The sequence below is a fragment of the Porphyromonas sp. COT-108 OH1349 genome, assembly GCF_000768755.1.
Taxonomy (GTDB): Bacteria; Bacteroidota; Bacteroidia; order Bacteroidales; family Porphyromonadaceae; genus Porphyromonas_A; species Porphyromonas_A canoris.
In genome coordinates this window covers 1-16,745 of record NZ_JRAH01000019.1, presented here as the reverse complement: position 1 = coordinate 16,745, position 16,745 = coordinate 1, and the positions used below count along the sequence as shown (strand labels likewise).

The 16,745-nt window shown below is 46.3% G+C and carries 17 protein-coding genes and 1 rRNA gene; 14 read left to right on the top strand and 4 right to left on the bottom strand.

Annotated elements, in window-relative coordinates:
* Positions 1-5 precede the first annotated feature (5 nt).
* From JT26_RS04125 to JT26_RS04115, 3 genes are read right to left on the bottom strand one after another with little or no spacing between them, the layout of a single operon-like run.
* The gene (locus tag JT26_RS04125) at positions 6-989 is read right to left on the bottom strand and encodes a D-alanine--D-alanine ligase (RefSeq protein WP_036847041.1); all 984 of its coding nucleotides are present in this window, start codon (positions 987-989) and stop codon (positions 6-8) included.
* Positions 990-1,029: 40 nt separating this feature from the next.
* Positions 1,030-2,088, bottom strand: a complete 1,059-nt coding sequence (locus JT26_RS04120) for an RluA family pseudouridine synthase (RefSeq protein ID WP_036846644.1) — start codon at positions 2,086-2,088, stop codon at positions 1,030-1,032.
* Entirely contained in the window at positions 2,088-2,714 is a 627-nt protein-coding gene (locus tag JT26_RS04115) for a PASTA domain-containing protein (RefSeq protein ID WP_052110344.1), read from the bottom strand. The genes JT26_RS04120 and JT26_RS04115 overlap by 1 nt, the downstream gene beginning before the upstream one ends.
* Before the next feature lie 211 nt (positions 2,715-2,925).
* Here JT26_RS04115 and JT26_RS04105 point away from each other — a divergent pair, with 211 nt between their 5' ends.
* The gene (locus JT26_RS04105) at positions 2,926-3,489 is read left to right on the top strand and encodes a peptidylprolyl isomerase (RefSeq protein ID WP_036846641.1); all 564 of its coding nucleotides are present in this window, start codon (positions 2,926-2,928) and stop codon (positions 3,487-3,489) included.
* 811 nt (positions 3,490-4,300) lie between these two features.
* Here the strand turns inward: JT26_RS04105 and JT26_RS10625 are convergent.
* Positions 4,301-5,065, bottom strand: a complete 765-nt coding sequence (locus JT26_RS10625; protein WP_036846639.1) for a 3'-5' exonuclease — start codon at positions 5,063-5,065, stop codon at positions 4,301-4,303.
* A 41-nt stretch (positions 5,066-5,106) separates the two neighbouring features.
* Here JT26_RS10625 and JT26_RS04095 point away from each other — a divergent pair, with 41 nt between their 5' ends.
* The 13 genes from JT26_RS04095 to JT26_RS04035 all read left to right on the top strand — a co-directional run.
* Positions 5,107-7,146, top strand: a complete 2,040-nt coding sequence (locus tag JT26_RS04095; RefSeq protein ID WP_036847036.1) for a M3 family metallopeptidase — start codon at positions 5,107-5,109, stop codon at positions 7,144-7,146.
* A gap of 35 nt (positions 7,147-7,181) precedes the next feature.
* Positions 7,182-7,655, top strand: a complete 474-nt coding sequence (locus JT26_RS04090) for a hypothetical protein (RefSeq protein ID WP_036789763.1) — start codon at positions 7,182-7,184, stop codon at positions 7,653-7,655.
* Between the two features lie 120 nt (positions 7,656-7,775).
* Positions 7,776-8,162: a 30S ribosomal protein S6 gene (gene rpsF / locus JT26_RS04085; protein ID WP_052079375.1), complete on the top strand. Its 387-nt coding sequence runs from the start codon at positions 7,776-7,778 to the stop codon at positions 8,160-8,162.
* Position 8,163: 1 nt separating this feature from the next.
* Entirely contained in the window at positions 8,164-8,433 is a 270-nt protein-coding gene (gene rpsR, locus JT26_RS04080; RefSeq protein WP_200878513.1) for a 30S ribosomal protein S18, read from the top strand.
* A gap of 49 nt (positions 8,434-8,482) precedes the next feature.
* Entirely contained in the window at positions 8,483-8,977 is a 495-nt protein-coding gene (rplI, locus tag JT26_RS04075; RefSeq protein WP_052079376.1) for a 50S ribosomal protein L9, read from the top strand.
* Positions 8,978-9,333: 356 nt separating this feature from the next.
* Entirely contained in the window at positions 9,334-11,010 is a 1,677-nt protein-coding gene (locus JT26_RS04070) for a putative transporter (protein WP_036846635.1), read from the top strand.
* Between the two features lie 27 nt (positions 11,011-11,037).
* On the top strand, positions 11,038-11,673 hold the full coding sequence (locus JT26_RS04065) for a redox-sensing transcriptional repressor Rex (RefSeq protein ID WP_036846632.1): 636 nt from the start codon (positions 11,038-11,040) through the stop codon (positions 11,671-11,673).
* Positions 11,674-11,721: 48 nt separating this feature from the next.
* Positions 11,722-12,354: a hypothetical protein gene (locus tag JT26_RS04060; RefSeq protein WP_036846629.1), complete on the top strand. Its 633-nt coding sequence runs from the start codon at positions 11,722-11,724 to the stop codon at positions 12,352-12,354.
* 26 nt (positions 12,355-12,380) lie between these two features.
* A complete protein-coding gene (locus tag JT26_RS04055; RefSeq protein WP_036846626.1) occupies positions 12,381-13,166 on the top strand; it encodes a formate/nitrite transporter family protein in 786 nt (261 codons plus the stop codon).
* 18 nt (positions 13,167-13,184) lie between these two features.
* Positions 13,185-14,363, top strand: coding sequence for a type IX secretion system outer membrane channel protein PorV (gene porV, locus JT26_RS04050; RefSeq protein ID WP_036846623.1), 1,179 nt, complete (start codon positions 13,185-13,187; stop codon positions 14,361-14,363).
* A 40-nt stretch (positions 14,364-14,403) separates the two neighbouring features.
* Entirely contained in the window at positions 14,404-14,883 is a 480-nt protein-coding gene (gene ispF, locus JT26_RS04045) for a 2-C-methyl-D-erythritol 2,4-cyclodiphosphate synthase (RefSeq protein ID WP_036789872.1), read from the top strand.
* A gap of 76 nt (positions 14,884-14,959) precedes the next feature.
* Positions 14,960-15,616 (top strand): fructose-6-phosphate aldolase, encoded by a 657-nt coding sequence (gene fsa, locus JT26_RS04040; RefSeq protein WP_036846617.1) that lies wholly within the window; start codon positions 14,960-14,962, stop codon positions 15,614-15,616.
* A 997-nt stretch (positions 15,617-16,613) separates the two neighbouring features.
* Positions 16,614-16,745 (top strand): 23S ribosomal RNA (locus JT26_RS04035); the annotation flags it as partial.

Here is a 16,745-nt window from a genome sequence, read left to right as displayed (position 1 = left end):
TATACTCAGGCGTTCAGGTTGTACAGGATGATCTCTTTCAAGACCTCTTTCATGGACAGTCCTGCAGCTTCTACCTGTTGCGGAATAAAGCTTGTGGGGGTCATGCCGGGTGTGGTATTGACTTCCACCAGATAGGGTGTGCCTTCGGGAGAGATGAAGTAATCTATCCGTATGATGCCTTTTGCATTGAGAGTAGAGTAGATGCGAACGGTCAGGTCTTGGATTAGAGCAAACTGTTCTGCCGGGATACGTGCCGGAGTGATCTCTTCAACCTGTCCGTTGTACTTCGCATCAAAGTCGAAAAACTCGTTTTTACTCACCACTTCGGTTACCGGAAGCACATGTATGCCATCGCTATCCTTGTAGCAGCCACACGTTACTTCCGTGCCGGTCAGGAGCTGTTCGAGGATCACGTCTCTTCCTTCTGCGGTGGCATCCATTACGGCTTTTTCAAGCTCTTCTGCCTTTTTTACTTTGGTTGTAGCCACGCTGGAGCCTCCGGCATTCGGCTTTACAAATAGCGGAAGCCCAAGTTCTTCGACGATTTTCTGCTTATCGTAAGTGTCTCCTTCACGAAGAAGAATCGCTTTGGAAACATTGTAACCGAGAGCGGAAAGGCTTCTGTTGCAGAAGAACTTGTTAAAGGTCAGAGCGGAAACGAAAGCAGGGCAAGTGGAATGAGGGATCCCAAGCATCTCGAAATAGCCCGGAAGAAGTCCGTTTTCACCCGGAGTGCCGTGGATGGTAATATAGGCAAAGTCGAACCGAGCCTTTTCTCCATTAGGATAGTAGGAAAAGTCGTTTTTATCTATCGGGTACTCCTTGCCGTTTTCATCCGTTGCCACCCACTTTTTAGAGGTGATGATGACCGGAGTGGCAGAGAACATCTCCTCGTCCAAAAAGGATAAGATACCCGCCTGACTCTTTAGAGAGACACCGTATTCACCGGAATCTCCTCCGGCTATAACGGCTATGTTGATTTTATTCATTTCAGCTCCTTGCTTCATATTCGTTTACTCGTGCTATTTACTACTCTATGCCCTCGTTGGCATACCGTCTCCACTTCTCCAGCAACATGGAGATGTCATCGGGTAGAGGGGCAGAAAACTCCATCTGTTCGCCTGTAACGGGATGTACAAATCCGAGAGTTGCGGCATGTAATACCTGTCGGGGACATATCGCCATGCAGTTGCTCACAAACTTTTTATAGTTTGCCGTGGACTGTCCTCTGAGTATCTTCTCACCACCGTACCGCTCATCTGCAAACAGCGGATGCCCCAAGTGCTTCATGTGTGCACGTATCTGGTGGGTTCGTCCCGTTTCGAGCCTGCACTCTATCCATGTTACGTAGCCCAGCGTCTCCAATGTTTTGTAGTGTGTAACGGCACTCTTTCCTATCTCACCCTCGTACGGATAGACCGCCATCTGCATTCGGTCTTTCGTGTCTCTCGCTATGTTTCCTTTTATTGTACCCTCTTTGGGTTCGGGGCGTCCCCATACCAACGCGCGGTAAGACCTTGTTGTGGTCTTGTCGAAAAACTGTCTGCTGAGATGCGTTTTGGCTTCAGCCGTTTTTGCCACCACGAGCAGTCCGCTCGTATCCTTGTCTATCCGATGCACCAGACCCACTCTCGGATCGTTGGGATCATAGTTCGGATCATCCTTCAAATAGTAGGCAAGCGCATTCAGGAGCGTGCCTGTATAGTTGCCATGACCCGGATGCACCACCAGCCCGGCAGGTTTATTCACCACCAGCAGCTCGGAGTCTTCATACACGATCTCCAGTGGGATGTTTTCCGGAATGATTTCAAACTCATAAGGAGGCCTTTCGAGACGAAGGCTCACCTCGTCCAGAGGTTTTACTTTATAGTTGCTCTTGACCGGACGATCGAATACAAAGATAGCGCCTGCATCGGCTGCCTGCTGTATGCGATGCCGTGAGACGTTCGGCATACGGTGGACGAGGTATTTGTCTATACGCAAAGGGGCTTGCCCTTTATCCACTTTGACGCTGAAGTGTTCGTATAGCTCTATGACCTCATCTTCTTCATCCGACAGAGGCAAGTTGTCTAAATCCAAGTCCTGCATCAGAGAAAGTCTTCGTCTATTTGTGCTTCATCTTCGCCTGTCCCCAAAGAATCTTCCGGAGCAAGCATGGCATCCTCATTGTAGAGCGAATTGATGTTATTGGAAGAGACCTCCAAGATGAGCTTGCTGTTGTATGCAACCAGCGTTCCTTCCTTGAGTTCTCGTCCCGAAGCATCTGTTACACGCAGGGCAAGATCGTTATACGGCCCACTCACATAAGCGATGGAGATGTTGGTAAAACCGCTACTGCGGAGCAGAGCTTCGGCTTGTCTCATGGAGACTTCACTGATCTTCGGGATGCGTTTCTGTGCTATCTGGAATGTATTTATGGTAGCATAGACGGAGCGATGCCTTTTAATCTTGGCACCTCCACCGGGTGTAAACTCCAAGATAACCCCTCTCGGATGGGTGGAGCTATACACTGAGTCTGTTACGTTCAATATCAAGTCTTGCGATGCCAAAAGGGTCTGTGCTTCCTCTATCGTCATACCTTTGATGTCGGGAACCACTACCGCGTCGTTGTGATTGGTGTACACTTTCAGCAGAGCCATGATGACCCAGATGCCTGCTATGGCAAGCAGAATCATCAGACCGATATTGATGACGAACTTTGTAAGGGATTTCATTTTCTTTATCTCAGAATCTTCGCGTTGTAAACATGGTGAGACCTTTATCCTACGGCATACAGCATAAGCTTTCTCCTCTAAAAGTCCTCATACAAAAGTACAAAAAGAAAAAGGAAGAGCGGTATATGTTCGGTATAATTGCAAAAAACTGCGTATCTTTGACACCGGAAATATTTCCAATACAACAAATTCAATATCAAAGTAACACCAAATGAAAGTAGACAAAAATCTATTTGTTGAAGCACAATATAAGCTTTATGCTCAGACCAAAGGCGTAGAAGGGGAAGAGCTGGTAGAAGAGACTACAAGCGAAGTACCTTTTCAGTACATTCACGGACTGGGCATGATGTTGCCCGCTTTCGAGCAACACCTTCTTGGTTTGGAGCCGGGAGAGAAGTTCGACTTCGTACTCTCTTCAAAAGATGCTTACGGAGAGCATTCCAACGAATACATCACCAATCTTCCTAAAGAGATATTCATGGTAGAAGGTGAGTTCGATAGCGAGATGGTTTTTGAAGGAGCGCAAGTGCCTTTGATGGATGCTGAAGGTCATCAGTTGATAGGTACGGTGGTCGAAGTTGCCGATGAACACGTAAGAGTGGATCTTAACCACCCTCTTGCCGGAAATGACCTGCACTTCATCGGAGAGATAACAGAAGTACACGAAGCCACTACGGAAGAGATCGAGATGTTCTTCCCTCAAAACGGCGGATGCTGTAGCGGCGGAGACTGTGGCAGTGGTGGCTGCAGCAGCGGAGGTTGTGGCTGTTGCTAAGAAAAAGGATACTCCTTTTACAGAAAGATGATACAGAAGCGTTCGGAGCAGAGATCCGAACGCTTTTTTTGTTTCCGGATTCCCGATTTTGAGGAGTTGTTCCACGCTCCGGATGTTTCTTTCCTCCCTTTTCCGAATGTCCCGGAAAAGCTCTTTTAGCCATTACCCGGAGACGGAAAAATGGTAGCCGGCGATGTGTGCCGAGACAGTACCTTGCTTGAACAAGAATGCCGTTCAGAGTGAAATTTTTATACAAAAATGAAAACCGGTTTTTTGCTCCGATTTTTCGCTCTTTTGGACACATATTTCTTTATTGCGCTTCTTGTTTTCTCTTATCTTATTGTCCGGTAGGGGATTATAAAATCAGCCCGAATTTGGAAAAATTTTTTCTTCAGTCCGTTTGATGGGCTATTTTTGCGTTAATAGCTGTGAATTTTAACGCCCTTGTCTGTGAATAAATCCTAACTCGTTTTCCGGTCAAAAAGTGGCAAAAATAGGGTGAAAAACCTCAAAGTCTTAATTGTCAGCGTTATAAGTAAAAATTCTAAACACGTTAATCGAATCCGGTAAACGTATTAAATGAAATTGGTAAACGTGTTCATTGAAAAATTAAACACGTTAAGCCGAAACAATATGCTCGTTTAGTGTTTTGAGTGAACCTGTATCGGAAATTGTGTTAATAAAAAGGGGTGGATTTAACAATTTGGTCGTGCTCTGAAAACAACCTCTCCGATCAAAATAGAGAGCACAATTTGGGCACAGACGGAGAGGGATGGAATATATAAAAATCTCAGCCTGGAAGGGTGGGCGTTCAGCTCAACTTTTTCAAGACAAAGAGTGTGTAGAGAGCATTGGCATAGGACACCGCACTATTTGCTTTGTCGTGCCACTCTGCGCCAAAGAGTCGGGAGAGTTGCTTTAGAGAGAAGAAACGCCCTTGCGAAACCTCTTCCGGCAGCTTCTCCAAGGCAAGAGCCATGGTGCAGAGCTGCTCTTTCTGCTCCATGAGAGTGTGCAGAGCTTCGTGCCGAGGCAGTGCGTGGCGGAGTACAGCCAGATCGAACGGCAGATTGTGCCCGACAAGAATATCCGCCCGCTCCATATACCGGAGCAGGACAGGGGCAAGAGCGTCTATGGGCAAGCCGTATCGCCGGACACGTTCCGCAGAAAGCCGGTGTACGCTTACGGCTTCGGGAGAGCCAATGGTCTCCTGGTAGATCAGAGAGGTGTGCGAACAGATGGGAGAAAGCTCGCCATCGGCCAACAGCAGGGTAGCTTCCAAAGGCAGGGGCGGATCCGTATCGGGGTGCTGTTTATCGAATAGTCCGGTTGTCTGCACATCTATGATAAGGTATTTTCCTGCCTTATCGGGGTTGTCGCTTTGGGGCAGAGAGCGGAGAAGCGTTCGGGCAGAGAGAGCGGAAGAAGGTGTTCCCGGTTCGGGATAGAGCCTACTGCCCTTTTTGAAAGATGCGGAGGCTCTTCGCCTTTTACCGTAGAGGTACAGGCGGTAGAGGAGTGTGGCGACCAGGGAAATGGGTATCACCACCGTTATCAGGTATTTTAGATAGAGCATCGTCCAAAAATAGTAACTTTGTCCGGATAATAATGGAAAATATGAAATCTGAATCAACGATAATTTATCCCGACTTTTCCGATCTTTCCACGGCATCTCTCAGCCGGAAGATCACGGAAGGGATAGAAGCACATAAGAGAGAAGTGGCGGAGATAAAGAGCGTAGCGGAAAAGGATGCTACGTTTGAAAACGTGATTCTTGCCCTTGAACGGAGCGGACAAGCACTCGAACAGGCAAGCAATCTTTTCTTTAACCTCCTGCATACGGACAGTACCGATGAGCGTCAGACAGAGGCAGAGCGTCTTGTGCCCCTCTTGACCGAATGGAGCAATGCCATGAAGTATGACGACGATCTGGCGCGGCTCATCAAAACAGTGTATGAGAAACAACCTCACCCCGAAGACGAAGCAGACCGCAGACTGCTTCAACGCACCTACGAGGGGTACAGAGACAGCGGTGCATACCTCGAAAAGGAGAAGAAGAGAGAGCTGGAAGAGATCAAGTCTGCCCTTAGCAGCCATACACTTGCATTTGCCAACCATGTGCTGGTAGAGCAGAACGCTTTCATTTTTCGTACGGAGAACGAAGCGGATCTTAAGGGTATCCCTGCCACGGCACTTGCCATAGCTCACGAGAAAGCCAAGAGCAAAGGGCTGAACGGCTGGGTTTTCGACCTTTCCGCACCCTCTTTCCTTGCCGTGATGAGCTACGCCGAGGATAGGGAGCTGCGCCGTAAATTTTATATGGAAAGGCAGACGCTGGGCAATCATCCCGAAAAGTCGGAGACTTACAACGGGGATCTCCTGAGAGAGATAGCCCGACTGCGACTCAGAATGGCACAGATACTCGGAGAGCCGACCTACGCTCATCTCTCTCTGAGAAAGAAGATGGCACACTCTCCGAAAGGGGTCTATAAAATGCTCGACAGCCTCAAAGCGGCATATAAACCGAAAGCGGAAGCAGAGCTGGAAGAGGTGAGACGCTTCTTTGTCTCGGAAGGCTTTATCGGGAAAGAGGATCGTCTTCAGCCCTGGGACTGGGCTTTTGCTTCCGAAATGTATCGCCAACGTATGTTGAAGTTCGATGCCGAAGAGCTTCGCCCCTATTTCTCATTGGATAAGGTGATAAAGGCGGTGTTCGGACTGGCTACGACACTCTTCGGCATAGAGTTTCGCCCGGACTCCGATGCTCCTGTTTACAGAGAGGATGTGGCTGCATATCGAGTGGTACGCACTTCTACCGAAGAGGTCGTGGGTATTCTGTACACGGACTTCTTCCCCAATCCGGGTAAGCAAAACGGGGCATGGATGACCAACTTTTCGGAACATTGGATGGATGCAGAGGGTATTGCCCATCTGCCGGTGGTGAGTATCGTCATGAATTTTACTCCTCCCACTTCCACTCAGCCCTCTCTGCTCACCTACGATGAGGTGAATACGTTCCTGCATGAGTTCGGACACGCTCTTCACGGACTACTGACCCGAGTGAAGCATGGATCTTTAAGCGGAACGAATGTAGTACGGGATTTTGTGGAGTTGCCCTCGCAATGGATGGAGAATTTTCTGCGTCAGCCGGATTATGTGGCATCGTTTGCGCATCATCACGAAACGGGCGAGCCGCTTCCGAAAGAGCTTTTGGAGAAGCTGCTGTCTACCCAAAACTTCCTTTCCGGATATGCAGGGCTTCGTCAGCTGAACTTTGGGTATCTCGATATGTTCTGGCATACGCTGTCGGACATAGAGGCTATCCCGACGGTGGCAGAGGCAGAAGCCGAGGCTTGCAAGGCTACCACTTTGATAGATACACCCTCTGAGGTAGCAATCTCAACGGCATTCAACCACATCTTCAGCGGGGGATATGCTGCCGGATATTATGGCTACAAGTGGGCGGAAGTGCTGGATGCCGATGCGTTCGACTACCTCTTGGAGGAGGGTTTATGGAGCGGAACGGTGGCTTCAAAGTTTCTACATCACATTTTGGAGCAGGGAGATCTTCGGGATCCGGATATTCTTTACAGAGAGTTTAGAGGTCGGGATGCCAAGATAGATGCGCTGCTCAAAAGAGATGGCGTGGAGCAATAGAGTGAGTATAACATCATACATATATAATTAGGAACATGAACAGAACGATCCAAAGGGTAAATACCCTACTGCTTCTCATGGTTGTCTTTCTGGGTTTTACCGCTTGTCAGAAAGGAGATGAGGAAGCACAGAAAAATCTGGCAGGCAAATGGAGTGCAACCGAACTCAAACTGGGTACAAAAAGCATTGAGGTGTCCGACAGTCCGAGCATAGACCTGAAGGCAAACGGTACGATAAACATTGCCAACATAGACTTGAACAAGATCTTCCCGGACCTTCCGGTGCTTAAACAGATGAATATCATGCCGGAAGAGTGGACGCTCAACTGGAAGATTTTGGACGGTGTCTTCTCTCTAAGTGCCGGGATGGCTTCGGCAAAGTTTGACATCATCTCTTCGACAGAAGAGGATTTGGTGCTCAAACTGACCGATGCAAGTATATTGGGAGACCGCTCTGCAATGCCGGATGAGGAGGTTGTCATTACCCTGAAACGCATTGGCGATAATTGAATAATGGCGGGGAGGTTTGTCTATTCCGGCTATTTTATCTAACTTTGTGCCTCGCGTGGCAGGATATAGCCCTGCCGGTACAAAAATATTAACGTATAATTTATTTATAGTAAACGTTTTATGAACAATTACGAAGCCGTTTTCATTTTAACTCCCGTTTTGTCTGAAGTTCAGATGAAGGAAGCGGTAGATAAGTTTACAGACCTCATCAAAACAAACGGAGGAGAACTTGTAAACCACGAAAATTGGGGCCTAAAGAAGTTGGCTTACCCAATCCTTAAGAAATCTACCGGTTTTTATCAGTTTGTAGAGTTTAAGGCAGAGCCTTCTTTTATTGAGACATTGGAATTGCAATTCCGCCGTGACGAACGTGTTATACGTTTCTTGACTTTCCGCCAAGACAAACACTTCGCAGAGTATGCCGAAAAGAGAAGAAAACTCAAAGGCAACAAGAGCACAACAGAAGCTCAAGTAGTAACCCCTAATGAAGAACAAACAGAAGCTTAATATTATGGCATCACAATCAGAAATCCGTTATCTTACTCCACTGTCTGTGGACGTTAACAAGAAGAAGTATTGCAGGTTTAAGAAAGCCGGTATTAAGTTTGTAGACTACAAAGATCCGGAGTTCCTAAAGAAATTCCTTAACGAACAAGGAAAGATTATTCCTCGTCGTATCACAGGTAACTCACTCAAGTTCCAACGTCGTGTGGCTCAAGCTGTGAAGAGAGCTCGTCATATCGCGTTGTTGCCTTACGTGACAGACCTTATGAAATAAGAGTTTTTGTAGTAATAGTAAGAAACAACTAATATAAAGGAGACAGAATATGGAAGTTATTTTGAAAGAAGACGTGCAGAACCTTGGCTTCAAGGACGATATCGTTACGGTGAAGGATGGTTATGGCCGCAACTTTCTAATCCCTAGAGGTATGGCTGTGATAGCATCAGAGTCTGCCAAGAAAGTACTAGCTGAAAACCTTAGACAAAGAGCGCACAAGCTTGCTCAAATCAAGAAAGACGCTGAGGATTTTGCTCAAAAGCTGGATGGTGTTTCTCTAACCATTACGGTTAAGACAAGTGCACAAGGAACAATCTTTGGATCTGTAAACAATATTATGATCGCTGAAAAACTTGAAGAAAAAGGTTACAGCGTAGATCGTAAGAAGATTTCAGTTCCGGGTAATATCAAAGAAGTTGGTAGCTATATCGCTAAGATTGCTCTTCACAAAGAAGTTAGTGTGGAGATTCCTTTTGAAGTGGTATCTGAGTCTGCGCCTGTGGCAGAAGCTGCTGAACAAGAGGTTGCAGCTACACAAGAGTAATATTCTCTTTGGCTATCCTCTGAAACACAATCTTCAAAACAATTTTATGTAGAAGTTTTTGGTGTTAATAATAATTTGTGAGAGATCTCGTCCTCTGAATAAGAGGGGCGAGATCTCTCTTTTTATTCCCTCCGCATGCTCCCTTTCCGTGTCTGCTTTTCCCTCTTCCCGTTTAAGGGTGTTCCGGTAGAAACATTACAGCCGAAAGAGATACAAAAACCGCGTTAGTTGCAGCCTTGACATCTTTTGACTTTAGTATATTATTGTTACCTTTGTCCCGCCGATAAATCTAATAAGAACCTTACAACATTAACATTATATACTTGAAAGAGTCAAACTAAACTTAGGTCTGAATTATGGAGTGGTTTACTCAGTTATTTACGGTGCAAAGTGTCGCTCAGTCTGTTCTTATTATAGCGCTGACGATAGCATTGGGCATCCAGTTGGGTAAGATCAAGGTTGGTGGAATCAGTCTTGGTGTTACTTTTATTCTTTTTGTGGGAATACTCTTTGGAGAGTTAGGATGGCATGTCAATCATGAAGTCCTTCATTTTTTCAAAGAGTTTGGTCTCATTCTTTTTGTTTATTCGATAGGTATGGCGGTTGGACCGAGTTTCTTCTCCAACTTTAAGAAAGGGGGAGTTACCTACAACCTGCTGGCGGCTTCGATTGTTTTGCTGGGAGCCATTACAACCCTTGCCATACATTATATGACAAAGATTCCCGTTCCTACGATGGTCGGGATTATGTCCGGTGCCATTACCAATACTCCAGGTTTGGGAGCTGCTCAACAAGCTTATTCCGACGTTACCGGAGCTGCGGATCCTACCATTGCCATGGGGTATGCGGTAGCTTATCCTTTAGGTGTTGTCGGGATTATTCTCTCTCTTATTCTGATAAGGGTCGTTTTCAGAATCAATCTTGAAGATGAGAAGAAAAGCAGAACAGTAGGAGCGGAGGAAGAAACTCAAACTCTCGTTCCGTTGTCTTTGCTCGTTACAAATCCGGCTCTGAATGGTCGTACTATCATTGATATAGTAAAAGCATTGGAGGGAAGAGATTTTGTTGTCTCGCGTCATCTCTCCGGTCAGACCGGAAAGATAGAGGTGGCAAACGGACAAACCGAGCTGCATACCGGAGATAAGCTCTTTGTGATCGCACAGAGAGACGATGTCGATGCCATCACAACCATCATAGGAGAGCAGATCGTCATGGATAGAAAGCAGTGGGTTCCGGCTCATGCGGAGTTTGTGAGCCGCCAAATCCTGGTAACGAATGGCAGACTGTCCGGAAAGAAAATCGCTGATCTGCAGTTGAGAAAACTTTATGGTGTGAATCTTACCCGACTTACACGTTCCGGTATAGACCTTGTAGCTTCTCCGGACTTGCATATTCAGGTTGGGGATAAGCTTACCATTGTTGGTAGTGATCCTGCAATAGCTCAAGTGGAAAAGATGATGGGGAATAAGGTAAAGCATCTTCACGAACCCAACTTGTTCTTCATATTTATAGGTATTGCTTTGGGTATTATTCTCGGCTCTATTCCTATTCTTGTTCCAGGTATTCCTCAACCTATTAAGTTAGGATTGGCAGGCGGTCCATTGGTTATTTCCATACTTATTAGTAGCTTTGGATACAGATTTAAGATGGTTACTTATACCACCCACAGTGCTACTTTATTGATGCGAGAGATTGGTATAAGCATCTTTTTGGCTTGCGTTGGTATCGGAGCCGGTAACGGATTTATAGATACGATCGTAAATCAAGGAGGTTGGCAGTGGATAGGATATGGTTTTATCATAACCGTCTTACCGCTACTCATTGTTGGAGCTATTGCGAGAGGAGTCTTCAAGGTGAACTATCTAAAGTTGATGGGACTTATATCGGGTAGTACCACAGACCCTCCTGCGCTTGCTTATGCCAATGCAACTGCCACAAATGATGACCCCGCCATTGCATACGCAACCGTTTATCCGCTGACAATGTTTCTACGAGTAGTGGTCGCACAGCTGATGATCTTGCTGTTTATATGATAAATTAGAGGTAGAATAAAACTTCAGATGGGACGAATAGACAAACAAACTCAAGTACCGGAGCCAACACTGCGCAGATTGCCGTGGTATTTGGCTCATGTAAAACTGATGCAAGCAGAAGGACTCAAAAGTATTTCCTCTACTGCCATAGCAAAGTGTATAGGTATAGATCCGGCTTTGGTAGCCAAAGACCTCTCTTACGTGGATATTTCCGGTAAGACACGTGTCGGTTATGGGGTGGATCAGATGGTTTCTGTCTTAGAGTCTTTTCTGGGTTTCACTCAGACTCACAAGGCTTACGTGTTCGGGGTGGGCAACTTAGGTGCTGCTCTTTTGGCGGATAAAGGATTGAGTCAGTACGGCATGGAGATTGTCGCAGGTTTTGATGTCGATCCGTCTATCTGTGGAACGATCATTTCGGACACTCCTATTTATCATTTGGACGAGTTGGATCGGGTGATGAAAGAAACTCCCGGCTCTATCGGAGTGCTTACCGTCCCGATCTCTAAAGCGCAAGAAGTGACGGATATTGTAGTGAGCAAAGGTATCAGAGCCGTTTGGAACTTTACCCCATTTCGGATAAAAGTTCCTGAAGATATTGTAGTGCAAAATACCTCCATGTATGCACATCTTGCAGTGATGTTCAACAGACTCAAGAGTTGACACTGTACAGACTGCCGGTGTACAAGGCAAGGTATAAACGGATAATAAATGAAGATATTCAGTCTTTCGGGACATTTGTATTCGGGTAAGAGAACACAGTCTGAGTTTTCGGATGATGCTGTGGTTCTCCTACCCGATTCTGCTTATGTAAAGAGCGGAAAGCCGGTTTTCCCTCCCATTGAAGAGGGCGAACCTGTTGCCGTAATGCCCGTGTTGGTATTGAAGATGAATCGTATAGGCAAGAGCATCGCTCCCAGATTTATACATCGTTACTACTCTGCCATAACCGTTGGTTACTCTCTTCTATTGCCTGAGCTGCTCGACACACTCTCTTCCCAAGGAGTACCGACCTTCTCTGCTTACGGCTTCGATGGCGCTTTGGTTTGGGGCGAGACAGGATTCTCTCCCGAACTCATTAGGAAGAATGGTGCGGTGAAAGTTTTCCATCAAAAAGGAGAAGCGCAAGAAGAGATTCATATCCCGGTCGAGCTTTTGACCAAAGCAGAAGAGACTCTTGCACGTCTAAGCAGGTATCACACCATTAAGATTGGAGACATCTTCCTGCTCCCTCTCCGGCAGGCATTCTACACGGCAGCCATAGGAGACAATCTCTGCCTCTCATTGGAGGACACAAATCAAAAAGAAGAATCACAGTTTTTGACCAGACTGTCGCTTCGGTAAAGAACACATTAGAACTTAGCTAAACAATGAATATATTATCGCCCGATGCCATAGTGATGGCTGCAAAAGATCTGGGTATTTCAAAAGCAAACTATTCGCTCATAAAGACACTTCTGTTGGGCTTTCTCGGTGGAGCTTTCATCGCAATGGGAGGGACGCTTTCCGTTCTTGTCTCCGGAGGAATGCCGGCACTTACTGCCGAAAATCCCGGACTGCGAATGCTCCTGTCGGGAATGACTTTTCCCGTGGGCATTATCCTTGTTGTCATTGCAGGAGCAGAACTCTTCACCAGCAACAATGCTGTTTTGATGCCGGGGTTTTGGAATAAAGACTTTGGTCTGAAAAAGCTTCTTCGGAACTGGACACTGGTCTTCATCATGAACCTTGTAGGTGCAGTTTGCTTTGCATATCTCTTGGTCTATCTCGTGGGACTCTTTGCGCAAGACCCTTGGCATGGTACGATCGTCGGAATAGCGGAGTATAAAACTTCCGCTCCCTTTTGGAAAGTTTTCGTGAAAGGGATTGGTGCCAACTGGCTGGTCTGTTTGGCTATCTGGATGGGGCTTAGTGCTACGACCACGATAGGCAAGATTTGGGGACTTTGGTGGCCGGTAATGACATTCGTGGCGCTGGGCTACGAACACTGTGTCGCCAATATGTTCTACATCCCTCTCGGTATGATGGAGGGTGCGGATGTTTCTCTCACAGACTTCCTTTGGGGTAACCTTCTGCCGGCAACCCTTGGTAATATCGTGGGAGGAGGGCTTATGGTTGGCACTTGGTACACCTCTTCTTTTTTGAAAAAATATTGACACTATACAGCATACGTTATGAGACAGCGAGCTTACTTTGTAAATCCTTTCCTGCTGATCTTTTTGGTCTCATTCCTGAGCATCAATAAGCTCTCCGCCCAAACCGCTTCATCGTCGGATGTTTATCTGCCGGCTCTCTCTCCCATTGTTACTGCCGCATCTTCCTTATCCATAGTCACGGATGCTCGCAGTGCGGCATTAGGAGGTCTTGGTGTCGCAACGGAAGCGGACGCCGTCTCTGCTTACTTCAACCCCGCAAAGCTCTCTCGTGCCGGTAACTCCTATGGCGTTTCTGTCGCTTATCTCTCGTGGCTGAGTGCAATAACGGATGGAATCGGTATAGCAGACCTGACCGGATATTTCCGTCCTTCCTTTTTGGGAGCGGAGCGGAAGCATACTTTCGGTGTTTCCCTTCGTAGAATGAACATCGATGATGTGCATGTCTTTGGGAAGTCCGGCTCTATCACACATACCTTCAGCCCTTTTGAAGCATCGGCACAGCTCTCTTACGCTTATGCTCTTTCCGATAAGTGGTCTTTTGGAACGGGGTTGAGATATTTCTATACCGCAGGATCATCGGGGCATCTCTCCTACTATCCCTCTGTGGGTAATTTTACTTTCGATTTGGGAGCACTTTTCACCGACTATCTGGATGCCGAAAAGAAGCACAAACTGACCGCCGGAGCATCTCTCCTGAATATCGGTCCGAAGCTGAAAATAGGCGAGAGCCGTAAATCTCTTTTCATGCCCACCATGTTGCGCGTAGGGGTCGGGTATCAGACCCGATTTGCCAAAAATATCTCCTTGGCATCTTATCTGGAGCTGGAAAAACTGCTTGTGCCATCTTATCCTATCGGGAAAGACTCGGACGGAACCACGGATCTCATAGACGAGTATTACTCCACCACCGCACTTCAAGGCATATTTGCCTCTTTCTCTGATGCTCCGGAAGGGTTTGGAGAAGAGCTTAGAGAGTACACACCGGCACTGGGTATCGAGGCAGGGTACAACGATCTGGCCTTTCTTCGTCTCGGTTACAAGTATATGCATCCCTCGAAAGGATCGGACAGCGGATTCTCTATGGGTGTCGGTGTAAAGTACAAGTTCGTCCGTTTCGACTTTGCCTACTTTGCTGCCATAAGCGCACGCAATCCTCAGAATGGCACTCTTCGCCTTTCGCTTACCGGCTCGTTTTAATCCATTCATCCACAGAAACAAAAAAGATAAGACTATGGGAGTGAACATAAGGGTAGGATTCGGGTACGACATTCACAGGCTTGTCCCGGATAGAGATCTTATCATCGGAGGAGTTCGCATACCTCATTCGATCGGACTTTTAGGGCATTCCGATGCGGATGTTCTCCTTCATGCCATCTCCGATGCGCTTTTGGGGGCGGCAAACCTAAGGGACATCGGCTATCATTTTCCCGATACAGACCCGAAGTACAAAGGGGCAGACAGTCTCTTTTTGCTCGGAGAGGTCGCAGCCCTTCTCAAGGAGAAAGGATACGCCATAGGCAATATAGACTCCACCATTATAGCTCAAGCTCCGAAGATGAACCCGCATATCCCGGAGATGCAAGCCAATATATCGAGAGTCCTGAATATCCCTCAAGAAGATATTTCGATCAAGGCAACCACTCACGAAAGGCTCGATGCCACAGGGAACGAGGAGGGTATTGCCGCCATGGCTACGGCTCTTATATATAGGGACTAAGGTATGGAAGAGCCTATTGTCGCTCTCCGCTTTTTTCACTACTTTTGAACAGAACATTATATCAATCCATTTATATATGAAGTTTTTTGTAGATACAGCGAATCTGAACGAGATCAAGAGAGCCCACGAACTTGGTATTTTGGATGGGGTTACTACCAATCCGTCCCTAATGGCAAAAGAGGGAATCTCCGGAAAAGATGCTGTCATGAAACATTACAAGGCTATCTGCGACATAGTGGAAGACAAGGTTAGCGCCGAAGTTCTCTCTACTACATACGAAGAGATGATGGCAGAAGCCGAAGAGCTTATTGCGATATGTCCGGAAAAGATTGTCATCAAAGTTCCCATTATTAAGGATGGATTAAGAGTGATCAAGGAGCTGACAGAAAAAGGTATCAGAACCAACTGCACTCTTATATTCTCTCCGGCACAAGCGCTTTTGGCGGCAAAAGCAGGAGCTACCTATGTATCTCCATTCTTGGGACGCTTGGACGATATTAGTCAGGATGGGCTCAATCTTATAGAAGATATCCGTGTGATCTTTGACAACTACGGATACACTACTGAGATTTTGGCGGCTTCCATTCGTTCTCCACTGCACATAACACTTTGTGCAAAGATCGGTGCGGATGTCATCACATCGCCTTTGGACTCTATTCTGAAGTTGCTCAATCATCCTCTTACCGATACCGGCTTGTCAAAGTTTATCCAAGACTCAAAACAGCTGGTTTAGTTCGGCAGAATTATTTTAGGAACAAGGTAGAAGACCGATGTGCTTTTGGAGGAGCGCGTCGGTCTTTTTATATAAAAACGTCATGCGGAAAACGGAGGGGTGAAGGGGTGATTTTCGGCTTGGAGGAGGCGAATTTGTCAAGTCGTTTTAAGATAAGATCTTTTGAATGAAAGCGATATGGCAAAATCTCATCTTCGGAGAAAAAATTTTCTCAGTCCGTTTGATGGGGCTTTTTACGTTAATAGGTGTGAAATTTAACACCTTTATCTGTAAATGTTTCCTAATAAAGAAATTTGCCTTTTCGGGTACATTTTAGGGTGAAAATACATAAAATACTGATGTGTAGCGTTTTAATGATTTTGGCTAAACGCGTTAATCGAATCCGGTAAACGTGTTTAATGAAATCGGTAAACGTGTTCATTGAAAAATTAAACACGTTAAGCCGGAAGAATATGCTCGTTTAGCGTTTTGGGTGAACCTGTATCGAAAATTGTGTTAATAAAACGGGTTGATTTAACAAATCCGGCACTCCTCCGAAAACGACCCCTCCGATCAAAATAGAGAGAGAAAAAACCGGGAAGAGGTATCGGTATGGAATATATAAAAATGACCTTCAGGGTTGGAGAGAAATGTGTCCGAAGAGGGGGATACATTATTTATATATATAGGGGAGAGCAGTTGGGGAGAGGAAATAGCGGTTTTCGATAAAATGTTTGATTCTCTTCAGGCTTGAAAACAAGCGGATTAAGTGCTGTTTTGGGAGTGCTGTTTGATATGATTCCATATCTTTTGTTAGTAAAGTTTGGTAGAATGAAAAACTCTTTCTAACTTTGCACCCACGAAACGGGAGAGCGGATCTCCTGTGAGGAATACGAGATCATAGACATATCGGAAGAGAAGAATATAGTAGCATTGTCCTGTATGGAAATACGGGATGGTATAAAACTACAATAACCGTATCATGCCGTTAACGGTATGATATGCGAGAGCAAAAAAATATAAGCAAAAGAAGGGCAGACGGTGGATGCCTTGGCTCTAAGAGGCGACGAAGGACGTGATAAGCTGCGAAAAGCTGTGGGGATCGGCAAATACGAAATGATCCACAGATATCCGAATGGGGCAACCCGGC

Excerpts from the sequence above, each read along its gene's own strand:
- JT26_RS04065 (WP_036846632.1), top strand. The coding sequence starts at position 11,038 with ATGGGACGAATAGACAAACAAACTCAAGTACCGGAGCCAACACTGCGC.
- fsa (WP_036846617.1), top strand. The coding sequence starts at position 14,960 with ATGAAGTTTTTTGTAGATACAGCGAATCTGAACGAGATCAAGAGAGCC.
- rplI (WP_052079376.1), top strand. The coding sequence starts at position 8,483 with ATGGAAGTTATTTTGAAAGAAGACGTGCAGAACCTTGGCTTCAAGGAC.
- JT26_RS04090 (WP_036789763.1), top strand. The coding sequence starts at position 7,182 with ATGAACAGAACGATCCAAAGGGTAAATACCCTACTGCTTCTCATGGTT.
- JT26_RS04055 (WP_036846626.1), top strand. The coding sequence starts at position 12,381 with ATGAATATATTATCGCCCGATGCCATAGTGATGGCTGCAAAAGATCTG.
- JT26_RS04070 (WP_036846635.1), top strand. The coding sequence starts at position 9,334 with ATGGAGTGGTTTACTCAGTTATTTACGGTGCAAAGTGTCGCTCAGTCT.
- JT26_RS10625 (WP_036846639.1), bottom strand. The coding sequence starts at position 5,065 with ATGCTCTATCTAAAATACCTGATAACGGTGGTGATACCCATTTCCCTG.
- JT26_RS04120 (WP_036846644.1), bottom strand. The coding sequence starts at position 2,088 with ATGCAGGACTTGGATTTAGACAACTTGCCTCTGTCGGATGAAGAAGAT.
- JT26_RS04060 (WP_036846629.1), top strand. The coding sequence starts at position 11,722 with ATGAAGATATTCAGTCTTTCGGGACATTTGTATTCGGGTAAGAGAACA.
- JT26_RS04105 (WP_036846641.1), top strand. The coding sequence starts at position 2,926 with ATGAAAGTAGACAAAAATCTATTTGTTGAAGCACAATATAAGCTTTAT.
- rpsF (WP_052079375.1), top strand. The coding sequence starts at position 7,776 with ATGAACAATTACGAAGCCGTTTTCATTTTAACTCCCGTTTTGTCTGAA.
- JT26_RS04115 (WP_052110344.1), bottom strand. The coding sequence starts at position 2,714 with ATGAAATCCCTTACAAAGTTCGTCATCAATATCGGTCTGATGATTCTG.
- porV (WP_036846623.1), top strand. The coding sequence starts at position 13,185 with ATGAGACAGCGAGCTTACTTTGTAAATCCTTTCCTGCTGATCTTTTTG.
- JT26_RS04125 (WP_036847041.1), bottom strand. The coding sequence starts at position 989 with ATGAATAAAATCAACATAGCCGTTATAGCCGGAGGAGATTCCGGTGAA.
- JT26_RS04095 (WP_036847036.1), top strand. The coding sequence starts at position 5,107 with ATGAAATCTGAATCAACGATAATTTATCCCGACTTTTCCGATCTTTCC.